10 protein-coding genes and 1 pseudogene are annotated in these 11230 nt (G+C 53.4%); 3 read left to right on the top strand and 8 right to left on the bottom strand.

Features of this window, described 5'->3' with window-relative positions; genetic code table 11:
- Positions 1–13: 13 nt before the first annotated feature.
- Complete coding sequence (locus QF669_08130) at positions 14–721, bottom strand: HAD family hydrolase (protein ID MDP6457400.1); 708 nt, start codon at positions 719–721, stop codon at positions 14–16.
- Positions 722–794: 73 nt separating this feature from the next.
- On the opposite strand from QF669_08130, the gene QF669_08125 reads away from it, so the two are divergent.
- Complete coding sequence (locus QF669_08125) at positions 795–1487, top strand: phosphoribosylanthranilate isomerase (protein ID MDP6457399.1); 693 nt, start codon at positions 795–797, stop codon at positions 1485–1487.
- Entirely contained in the window at positions 1484–2476 is a 993-nt protein-coding gene (locus QF669_08120) for an endonuclease/exonuclease/phosphatase family protein (protein MDP6457398.1), read from the top strand. The genes QF669_08125 and QF669_08120 overlap by 4 nt, the downstream gene beginning before the upstream one ends.
- A 2-nt stretch (positions 2477–2478) precedes the next feature.
- On the opposite strand, the pseudogene QF669_08115 reads toward QF669_08120, so the two are convergent.
- Both QF669_08115 and QF669_08110 read right to left on the bottom strand, forming a co-directional pair.
- Positions 2479–2574 (bottom strand): annotated as a pseudogene (locus tag QF669_08115) (Co2+/Mg2+ efflux protein ApaG).
- A 157-nt stretch (positions 2575–2731) separates the two neighbouring features.
- On the bottom strand, positions 2732–3451 hold the full coding sequence (locus QF669_08110; GenBank protein ID MDP6457397.1) for a VIT1/CCC1 transporter family protein: 720 nt from the start codon (positions 3449–3451) through the stop codon (positions 2732–2734).
- Between the two features lie 250 nt (positions 3452–3701).
- Between QF669_08110 and QF669_08105 the strand changes: the two genes are divergently transcribed.
- A complete protein-coding gene (locus QF669_08105) occupies positions 3702–7013 on the top strand; it encodes an amidohydrolase family protein (GenBank protein MDP6457396.1) in 3312 nt (1103 codons plus the stop codon).
- Positions 7014–7119: 106 nt separating this feature from the next.
- Here QF669_08105 and QF669_08100 read toward each other — a convergent pair whose 3' ends face one another.
- The 5 genes from QF669_08100 to QF669_08080 all read right to left on the bottom strand — a co-directional run.
- The gene (locus tag QF669_08100; protein ID MDP6457395.1) at positions 7120–7992 is read right to left on the bottom strand and encodes an alpha/beta hydrolase; all 873 of its coding nucleotides are present in this window, start codon (positions 7990–7992) and stop codon (positions 7120–7122) included.
- Between the two features lie 28 nt (positions 7993–8020).
- Positions 8021–8317 carry a hypothetical protein gene (locus tag QF669_08095; protein MDP6457394.1) on the bottom strand — a complete coding sequence of 99 codons (297 nt, stop codon included), beginning with the start codon at positions 8315–8317 and terminating at the stop codon, positions 8021–8023.
- A 10-nt stretch (positions 8318–8327) separates the two neighbouring features.
- Complete coding sequence (locus tag QF669_08090; protein ID MDP6457393.1) at positions 8328–9188, bottom strand: alpha/beta fold hydrolase; 861 nt, start codon at positions 9186–9188, stop codon at positions 8328–8330.
- A gap of 169 nt (positions 9189–9357) precedes the next feature.
- Positions 9358–10374 (bottom strand): isoaspartyl peptidase/L-asparaginase, encoded by a 1017-nt coding sequence (locus QF669_08085; GenBank protein MDP6457392.1) that lies wholly within the window; start codon positions 10372–10374, stop codon positions 9358–9360.
- A gap of 66 nt (positions 10375–10440) precedes the next feature.
- On the bottom strand, positions 10441–11230 hold a 790-nt coding region (locus QF669_08080; protein MDP6457391.1), incomplete at its 5' end, for a cyanophycin synthetase.

The following is an 11230-nucleotide window of genomic DNA, read 5'->3' as shown; positions in this document are numbered from 1 at the left end:
CCCCTTGCCTCTGTCATATTCTTTGACTGTACCTTTCTTCATCTCGATCTCCTTTCACTCTCTTATGCAGATTCGGCAGCACCTCTCGAAGAGACTCAAGTACCGGGACACCGCAGGATGACAGTTTCTCCTCCGTATGATGATTACTCAGGACCAGTACACAGTCGGCCCCGATTGCCTGCGCCACTTCATGATCGTGAACTGTATCTCCCACCATCAGAACTTCGTGTGGGCCGTAATGCATCTCTTCCATCCACATCTTGCCGTTTTCTGTCTTACTGTGAGCATAATGATTATCGAGACCGATCACACGTACAAAGTAGTCCCGTACGCCCAGATACTCGGTCAATTCATCAAGCGTCTCTTGCTTGTAGGCTGAGAGGATCGATTGCGTAAGATCAAGTTGTAGAACTGCCTGAAGTATCTCCTTCGCCTGCGGCTGAAGCTGCAGTTCATGCCGCCGCTTCTCATACTCCACGATAAACTCAGTACCCGAAACTTCGAACGGCTCCTCATCAAAATCGAACCCGAGCCGCCTGTAGTAATCGATGACCGGGAAATCAAAAACTTCCTGATAGCGCCGCAGCGTGAGGAGTGACATGCCGCGCCGGTCAAGCACTCCGTTCATAATCTCGACACAGAACCACGCATCGTCCAGAAGCGTACCGTTCCAGTCCCAGATGATGTGTTTGTAAGGCGAATTCAAGCCGTTGATTCCCATGCCTCCTGAGTTGAGTTTAATACTGCCTTTGGAAGCTTCACAGAGTAAATTCCCGTTGAGGATTGACCGTGCAGTGAAAGACTATATTCAGATCGCTGGTGTTCGTGATATAGAGGAAGCCCGAATGCTCACCGACGCGGGGGTCAGCGCCATAGGTCTTCCTTTGCGCCTGGATGTGAACGATGAAGATATAACGGAAGATGAGGCTGCACGCCTGATCCGAACCCTTCACAAAAGCATAAGACCTGTTCTAATTACATACATCGACAGTGCAAGAGAAGTTGTCAACTTCTGCGGTTACCTCGGTGTCAGCTGGGTCCAGCTCCATGGCGATATCACGCCAAGGGAAATATCATCAATCCACAAAAGTGCGCCGGAACTCCGCATCATCAAGAGCCTCATCGTCCGCGGCGACAACAGTTCTCAGCTGCGGGATGCCGTTGAGACCTTCTCCCCGCTGGTGAACGCCTTTATCACAGATACATACGACCCCGAGACGGGTGCCACCGGCGCCACCGGAATGGTCCACGACTGGGACGTCAGCAGACAGATCGTTGAAATTTCAGACCGACCTGTTATCCTCGCCGGCGGGCTTGCCCCCTCCAACGTAAGAGATGCTATTCTTCATGTCCAGCCGGCCGGTGTTGACGTCCATAGCGGTGTAGAAGAATCATCGGGTAAACGCGATCCTGAACTAGTTCATCGTTTTGTGACCCAAGCGAAGGCCGGATTTACAATGATGAAAACCGTAGCGGAAACGGCATGAAAAAAGTTGTATTCCTGATAATAGCTCACCTGATTTGCCGAGCCGAGAGTCCCGCTGATACGACTCTCACCGTCAGCTTCTGGAATGTGGAAAATCTGTTTGATCTTGAAGACGATCCCGACAAACGGGACGACGAGTTTACTCCAGCCGGAGAAAAACATGTGACCGAGGAGATCCTCGATTTGAAACTCAATCATCTGGCGGAAATGCTCACCGATCTGAACGCCGACATTCTCGGGCTGGCTGAAGTGGAAAACGGCGCCGTCCTCGAGATGCTCGACCTGAGATACGGAGAGCGGGATTACAACATCATCCACTATGAGTCGCCAGATATGAGAGGAATTGATGTAGCTCTCCTCTACGACCCTCGCCGTTTTACCGTCATCTCATCAAGTCCGATAGCTGTGGATCTTGGGGGCGGCCACCCCACGCGCGACATTCTTCACGTCGTGGGTAAGTTCCGTGGTGTGGAGCTGCACCTTTTCGTGAACCACTGGCCCTCCCACTGGGGCGGCACCGAAGCTACCAATCCGCTGCGGGCACTGGCGGCCATTGCCCTGCGGAGCGAAATTGATGCCATCCTGCGGCTGAACCACGATGCTGAAATTGTCATCATGGGGGATCTGAATGACCAGCCGACTGCCCCTTCGGTAGAGAAGCACCTGGGATCGTCGCTGTCGCCGAAAAAAGTCAAAGAGAACCGTAACGTGCTTTGGAATCTGATGGGGCCATTCATTGACAAAGTTAACAGCGGCAGCTACAAGTACGGTGGGAAAGATCTGGTTTACGACCAAATTATCGTCAGCGCGGGACTGGCGGACAGCATCGAGCTTTTCGTTCTACCGACAAGCATCCGTATTCCGGACGATCCCAAGTACCGCCAGTGGGGGGAATACGAAGGCTATCCTTTAAGATTCTGGGTGGGGGACCGGCTGTTAGGCGGATACTCCGATCATCTGCCGGTGAGCGTTACTATCAGCGCTAACTGATCTCAATTCACCGACTGAGGCGTCGCCAGTTGGAAAGGTGCAATCTCGGCATCGAATGAGTTCCCATCCTCATAATACATCTGATATGTCCCCTTCATTTGGTAATAGTAATATGATAAGCGAAGAAGTAGAGTGGCAGCGACGGATCTGACCGCTCAAGAATATAGCAGCTATCAACTTCAACACGTATCCCCTTTGTTACGGCGCCGAACATATTCTTTATGCGAGAACTGAGAGTGTCACGACAAGCACGGGCTACAGCAGATTTTGCAGAACATCGCCGACGAAATAGGCGATGACTGCGGCAAGGCCTCCCAGCAGCACTGTTTCACTCGCCCCTTTCAGCCAGTTCTGCTCTGTCACCAGACTTTTCAGACTACCGATGATTGTAAGTCCAGCGGCGGTTGAAAGACAGGAGATCATGAAGAGATTGCTCCGGTCGCTGTCAGACAGGGCCGCCAGTACATATACCGTAAGGGGGATAAAGCCGATGAGGTTGAAGGAGACGAAGGTTACCACGGCCTGCTTGAAAGGGGTCTTGTCTTCCTTTATCATTTCCAGTTCTTCCTTCATCATGGTGTCGACCCAGACATCCTCATCTGACGTTATAACGTCCACCACCTGCTGCAGCAGTTTCCCTTTGAATCCTTTTGCCTCATAGATTTCACGCACTTCCTCGATCTCCTTATGGCGCATGTTTTCGATCTCCCAGTATTCAACCGCCTTGTGCTTTTCGAAATAGTCGTGATCCGCTTTGGCGGAAAAGTAACTTCCTACTGACATTGAAAATCCGTCGGCGATGAGATTTGCGAACCCAAGAATAACGACGATGGCGAGTTCCAGATCGGCCCCGGTAGAGCCGGCTACCACGGCAAAAGTTGTGATGGCACCGTCAATTCCGCCGTAGACAAACTCAGAGACATATCCGATCTCAAAACCGAAGAATGTTCGATAGGAGTGAAATTTGTCTTCCATTATCAGGACTCCGTACCAAAAAGCTTAACTCATTTGGTTGAACCAAACAATTGCGAAGCTATCAGGTTGTTATTGTTGCATAGGAATTCAAGCGAGTCACCATCCGGCATAACCTTCCATAGCAAATATACAGACTACTCATGACACCCCAATTTGGCAAGGAGCGTAATCTTGCTTAGATTCGTTCAGTAATTTATCAATGCGAGACAAAACTGATTCCACATTAAAATTCTTCTTAAAGGAGACCGACATGAGACAATTTATGTTCTGGACTACACTGCTTTCCATCACCGCCGTCACCGCCCAGGATCTCAACCGCAGTGATCGTACTCTGTACGGCGGTGGAGATAGTGGAATCTACGGCTCCCCGCAGGTATGCGGCGTTCAGCCTGCCATCACGGGCGGTCAAAATGAGGACAGTTCTTCAGACGCAGACGTGGAAATAGAAGGTAACGATCAGTGGGATGTGACGGCATCTCACGGCCCCACCGAGGAACTTTCCTTCAAAACAGACGAAGGTACATGGATGAGCTGCGACGTCTCTTCCGACGGCAAGGAGATTGTCTTCGACCTGTTGGGTGACATCTACACCATGCCCATGTCAGGCGGAAAGGCGACGCCCCTCACCTCCGGCCCCGCCTGGGATATCCAACCGACTTTCAGTCCTGGCGGGGAGAAGATTGCCTTCACATCCGACGAGGGCGGCGGCGACAATATATGGATCATGGAGCGGGACGGCTCAAACCGCAAGCAGGTGAGCAAGGAGAAGTTTCGTCTTCTGAACAATCCCGTTTTCACGGCGGACGGTCAGTACATCATCGCCCGCAAGCATTTCGTAGATACTCGCTCCATCGGCGCCGGCGAAATGTGGATGTATCACCTCTCCGGCGGAGAAGGTGTTCAAATTTCTGAGAGGCGGGACTGGCAACACGACGCCGGCGAACCCCATGTCAGTCCAGACGGACAATATCTCTACTATTCTCAGGACGTAAGTCCGGGCAACAGCTTCGAATACAACCGCAATCCTTACGGTACTATATACGCCATCGACAGGATAGATCTGGATACTGGGGAGAAGGAAAGGGTGGTGGGCGGACTAGGCGGCGCCGCCACTCCTCAGTTGTCTCCCAACGGCAGGATCCTCGCCTTTGTCCGGCGGGTAGGACTGAAGACGGTCCTGTTTGTGAAAGACTTAGATACCGGCAACGAACGTCCCATTTTCGACAGGTTGAACAGGGATGCCCAGGAGACGTGGGCTATCTTCGGCATCCATCCCGGCTACAGTTGGACACCCGATGGTGAATCAATCATCATATCGGCAAAAGGCCATTTCTGGCAGGTCGATGTAGATGGCGGCACTGCTCTTGAGATTCCTTTTGAGGCGGAAGTCAGGCAGTCAATAACAGGGACCGTGAAGATTCCTGTGGAGGTGGGGAGTGAATCGTTTCAGGTACGTGCCACGCGTGATGCGCGGACGAGTCCCAACGGGAAAAAGGTCGTCTTCCACGCCCTTGGAAGACTGCACCTCTCTAACTCAGATGGTTCCGGGCGGAGACTTCTAACTTCATCCGAGAAGGTGCGGGAGTACGATCCTGCGTGGTCGCCCAACGGGAAAAAGGTCGCATTTGCATCATGGCGTGACGGTAAGACGGGAGGTATCTCATTGGTGAATGCTTCCGGCAGAAAGCCGACACAACTCAATATCCCGGACGGTCACTACTTCAAACCGTCCTGGTCTCCTGACGGAAACAGAATTGTCTATCGCAAGGGCGGCGGAAACTGGATTCGCGGATTCGCAAACAGTGCCGACCCCGGCATCTATGTAGTTCCAGTGGCGGGCGGCAAACCGCAGTTCGTCACGAAGGAAGGAAGTATGCCTCTGTTTAGTCCCGATGGCAAGCGGATACTCCTGCTGGCAAGTGAGGGCGGAGAGCGGGCCATTATCAGCGTAGATGTGAATGGGAAAGACCGGCGCGTCCTGGCCACGTCCAAGTACGCTGGCGACTTTGTTCTCTCACCAGATGGGGAGTGGATCGCATTCACGGAACGGTTTCATATCCATGTGACCCCGTTTCCGCATACGGGCCGGACCATGACACTCTCGCCCAAAACGGGCTCCGTTCCAGTGGCAAAAGTGACACGTGACTCCGGCTTCGAAGTACACTGGTCCGCTGACAGCAAGACCCTCTACTGGACCCTTGGCGCCGAACTGTTCGCGCGACATCTCAGCGAAATGTTCACGTTTGTTGAAGGAGCACCAGATTCCCTGCCGGAACCGGATTCCGTCGGCGTCATGCTCGGGTGGACGGAGAAGGCCGATTTGCCATCCGGGAAGATAGCTCTCACGGGAGCGAGGATCATCACCATGGATGAGTCCGGTGTCATTGAGAACGGAACCATCGTTATCGAGAATAATCGTATCGTGTCAGTAGGGCCGACGTCTAGAACAAATATGCCGCGGCGGGCGAAGAAGATTGACCTTTCCGGTAAGACAATCATCCCTGGTCTTATCGATGTCCACGCCCATATGGGACTGAACTGGGATGGCCTCTCCCCCCAGCAGAACTGGCACTATCTCGCCAACCTTGCCTTCGGCGTCACCACCACACACGACCCGTCCAACAGTACGGAAATCGTTTTCGCCAACTCCGAGCTACAGAAGGCGGGAAAACTGCTGGCGCCGCGCATCTTTTCCACCGGCACCATCCTCTACGGCGCTGTAACTCCCTCCACAGCGGAAGTGAATTCGCTGGAGGACGCCAAGTCACATCTGAGGCGGCTCAAGGCCTTCGGAGCCTTTTCGGTAAAGTCTTACAATCAGCCGCGGCGGGAACAGCGCCAGCAAGTGCTCAAAGCCGCACGGGAATTAGGGATGATGGTCTATCCTGAAGGAGGCTCCACCTTTCAGCACAACATGAATATGATCGTGGATGGTCACACGGGAATCGAACATTCCATTCCTGTCTCACCAGTCTATAAAGACTTCCTGACGCTCTATGGCGCAAGCGGCGCCGGCTACACACCGACCCTCATCGTCAGCTACGGCGGACTGTGGGGAGAGAACTACTGGTACCAGCATCAAAAGGTCTTTGAGCACGAACGCCTCTTAGCCTACACACCGAAGGAGTTGCTGGACAGGGCTGGCAGGCGGCGCCGGATGGTAGAAGACAACGACTACAACTTTATCGAGAATGCCAAGGCGGCGAAGGCCCTCTCTGATGCCGGAGTGAAGGTCAACAACGGTGCCCATGGACAGCTTCAAGGACTCGGCGCCCACTGGGAGATGTGGATGATGGTCCAAGGCGGCATGTCGCCAATGGAGGCATTGAAAGCGTCAACCGTCAACGGCGCCGCTTATATCGGCATGGAGAAAGACCTCGGCAGCCTCACCGCAGGGAAGCTGGCCGACCTTGTAGTCCTCGGGAAGAACCCGTTAGAGGACATCAAAAATTCAGATTCGGTCGAAATGGTGATGCTTAACGGCCGCCTCTATCAGGCCGCCACTCTGGATGAAATCTATCCTGACGAACGTACACTGCCTCCGCTTTGGTGGGATAAGTAAAGCTAAATCTCCCCGCCGGCTGATGGCGGCCGCGCCTTAGAAGGGAAACTCTCAACAAACAGAGAGCCAGACAATTCCTCTCCCGGTGGGCTGTGTTTACAGCGGCTCAGGACGTGAGAAATTGAAGCAAGAGTGAGTTAACTTTCTCCGGCTCCTCATGCTGAAGCCAGTGAGTCGCCTCCTCAAGAAAGATAAGTCTCCCATTCGTACACCTGTCAACGCTCGGCTGAGCCATTTCGCGACCGAGAAATCGATCCTTGGCACCCCAGAGAAGAAGAGTCGGCACTTCGATCTTTCTGGGCGGTCGTCTCTTTCCGATGCGACTTTTCATGAGCAACATCCCCGCGCGATACCAACCGAGCATGGCTGAGAGCGCCCCCGGCTGTGACCACGCCGCCACATACTGCCCCAGATCGTCATCACCGAAGGTCCCGCGCACGGAAGTATACTGAAGTGCTTTCCGAGCAAATTCCCAATCGTTGCGGGACATAGTCCACTCCGGCAGCCACGGCAGCTGATAGTAGAAGATGTACCAGCTCTTCTTCAGCTGAGCGGGATTACTGAAAAGATTTCGCCGCATGACGCCGGGATGAGGACAGTTCAGGATGGCCAGTCTCTCCACCCACTGCTTGTAACGGTTTCCCAACCGCCACGCCGTGATTCCACCCCAGTCGTGGCCGACAATGTGAGCTTTGCGCCTGCCCAGCGATTCGATGAGGCCGAGGATGTCTCTAGCGATTGGCTCCACTCGATATGAAGAGATGCTCGACGGCTTGGGGGAGAGATTGTATCCGCGCTGATCCGGAACAACTACACGGAATCCCCTTTCAGCGAAAAAGTCGATCTGCCTGTGCCAGCAGTACCAGAACTCCGGAAATCCGTGGAGGAAAATCAGGAGCGGACCGTCCTCCGGCCCCGCCTGGACGGTGTGGAGGGAGATGCCGTTGGTCTTAACGTGTTGGTGTGTCAGAGTGCTCACCTGTTGGAGCCAATCCGCTTATCTCTTGTCACTCCGCTTTTTCAATACAGGTAATCCGCACGATTGGTCCCACCATACAAACGGATGCCATGTTGTCCATCGGTTCGTAGGAGATATTGACCTCCATGCTGTCTTCGAAAGCAAAGTCCGGCTCCTCATCGAAGATCCCCATTTCGACGACTTCCTCATCTTCCAGCGCGAGGACGAAACCGCAGCCGTCGAGGCCCGCGTAGTCGAGAAGTACGGCGGGGACATCACACCCCGGCGTCTCCTCTTCACAGGCGAAAAGGAATAGAAGTGAAAAACAGAGTGAAACTCGCTGCATAGAGTCTACGCTAAGGTCTTAATCTCTCATCCAGCCAGGCGCTGATGACGGGCGCCCCGTGCCAGATGATGGAAGTGTGTGTCAGGTTATCCATCATTTCAATTGATTTATCACCGTTCTGAAACTTGTCGTATGAGTTACGAATCTCCTCCGCGGGCATGATTTCGTCCTCTTCACCGGAAATCAACAGAACAGGTCGATCGAATGATCTATAGAATGTTTCGTAAGACTCCCTGCCGATATCGAGGTTCTGAAAGAATCGCCTTGAATAGCGTGTGACCAACGGCTGGTTCTCCGCCTGAGATTCCTTGGGCAGTACAATCTCGATAGGCTTCAGTCCTGGGAAAATGAATGACAGGAGGTATTCCAGCCTGTGACCCCGAATGAACGTCCCCACCTTGTGCCCACTGGGCGTCTTACTGCGCTTCTGCGGAACAACGCCGCCCGACATTAGAATGAGCCCGTCCACCTGCAAGTCAGAGAACGACTGCAATGTCGCCATCCATATATACGTACCGAGGCTGTGCCCCATAACGATGAGGGGCAGTTCGTCCCCCTCCTCCCCTCTTACGAAGCGGAAAAAGTCTCTGGCATCCTTCACGAGCGATGCACCGGCGGGTACATCCCCCGGCTCACCTTTTGAATAACCGTGCCCCCGGATGTCCATCATGATGACGATATACCCTTGCCCGGCCAGAGAATCCGCCATGGGAGTGTAGAGCCGGGAAGCGACAGCGATGCCGTGAATGAACGCCACGACAGCCACAGGATCCGTTTTCGGCCGAATGACGGTACAGGCGATTGACGTTCCGTCAGAGGCGCTAAAGAAGCGCACCTCATCGCCGCCCCGTCTGAGGATTGAGTCAAACATGGCCCTGTCTTCGTCACTAATGACGAGGCTGGATGGTTTTGAGTTACAAGCGAGCATAATTATACAGACAGCCAATCCTGCAGCGGTTCGCAACTGTCTTTTCGAATTTAAGATCATTAGAATCATCTTCAAATAGCAGTGGTCTGACGGTCAGTTTATCCGCTCATGATCAGTCACCGTAAATTTTAACTGCCGCTACTCCATCTCCCTTTACGTGGCCACGATACATTCCATCCGTGTTAAAAGAAAAGGCGATATTGCCCTGCCCATTGATGGCGATGACGCCCCCGTCGCCGCCGAGTTCCGTGAGCTTCTCGTGGATCACGATATCGCACGCTTCCTGTACCGACTTCCCTTCGTAGGCCATGAGAGCCGAGATGTGATGGGCAATGGCAAGGCGGATAAAGTACTCACCGGTGCCGGTGCCGGAAACAGCACAGGTGCGGTTGTCGGCGTATGTCCCGGCCCCGATGATAGGTGAATCACCCACACGCCCGAACCGCTTGAAGGTCGTGCCGCCGGTGGATGTCCCGGCCGCCAGGTTGCCATCTGTGTCGAGGGCCGCGACGCCTACAGTACTATACTCCGATTCCTGATCCAAGTCAGGATTAGCGGAAGTTGCAGCTTTTTCTACCTCCTCCTCTTTCCTCTTTACGTAGCTTTTCCACCGTCGATCGGTATAGAAGTATTCCGGCGCAACGAATTCCACATCGTGCTCCCGGGCGAATTCCTCGGCACCATCCCCAGTCAGGAGGACATGAGGTGACTCCTCCATGACGAGTCGCGCGGCGGTGATGGGATTCTTGATGTGCTTCACTGCAGCCACTGCTCCGGCATTCAGGGTCTTGCCGTCCATGATAGAAGCGTCGAGTTCGTTCGTACCAGTACTGGTAAAGACAGCCCCTTTGCCCGCATTAAAGAGAGGCGAATCCTCGAGCCTTTTTACCACCAGCTCAACAGCCTCGACCGCTGAACCTCCATTGGACAGGATTTCATGACCGAGCGTCAGCGCACCGGTGAGCGCTTCCTCATAGGCGGCCTCTCTCTCGGCGGTCATGTTCTCCTTCTTGATAGTACCGGCGCCGCCGTGAATGACGAGACCGAATCGTGTGGCGGGAGAAGATTCCTCCTTGCAAGAGGTAGCCATCACCGTCCAGACCAGCAAGAGTGAGAGAACTGTTGACATTCTTCTGAGTTGACAACGTCCGAGTTGCTTGAGCATTTCATCGCTCCTTGTCCTTCGTGGAAAACATTACGATGTTTCGCGACTTCGAATGAATTCGAAGACTTCTTCTTTTTGATCGAGGACGAGCAATAGCAGAAGGTCACCGCTTTGGGACCACTCCAAGGCTGACCTCACGCCGTTCAGGTAATCCGGTGACAATTCAACATCATCTCGTCCTAACCCGAGTTCCTCGAAAGCGCTCCTGATCAGGCCGGACACTTCCCCCGATTTTCTCCCTCTGAGTTTTTTCGGGATTTCGGCAGCAATCACTCTGTCAAACTCGAGTGCCGCAGTGGCCTCCACCAATGCTCGAATGTCTCTGTTGCTCCGGTCTCCAGCTTGCCCCACCAGAATCAGTCTCCGTCTGGCCGGTACCTGCCGAACCATTTCGATAATCGCCTTCATCCCGTGGGGATTATGGGCAAAATCCATGAGGACGGTGACACCATCAATGTGAATAAAGTTTCCTCTTCCGGGATTTTCCCGAAAAGAACCACCGAATCGGCTGAGGGCATCCCTAATTGCTGAGTTTGAAAGATTCAGCATTTTGGCTAATGAAACAGCATTGAGGCAGTTGGCGATATTATAGCGAGCAGCACCTTTCATGGTGATAGGAATGTCCTCAATATTCATGATCTGCTCAATGCCGCAGGATGCTGCGTATACAATCTGGATGCCCTCCAGAAAACATGCAACTCCGCCGGCGCCAATATGCTGCCGAACAACAGGATTGCTCTCATCAAGAGTAAACCAACAGACCGCCTGAGAAATACCTTTCGAATACTCAACGATTCCAGAATCATCCGCATTCAGCACA

This window comes from Candidatus Neomarinimicrobiota bacterium (assembly GCA_030743815.1).
In the GTDB taxonomy this organism is placed as follows: domain Bacteria; phylum Fidelibacterota; class Marinisomatia; order Marinisomatales; family S15-B10; genus UBA2146.
This window is presented reverse-complemented; position numbering and strand designations above follow the sequence as displayed.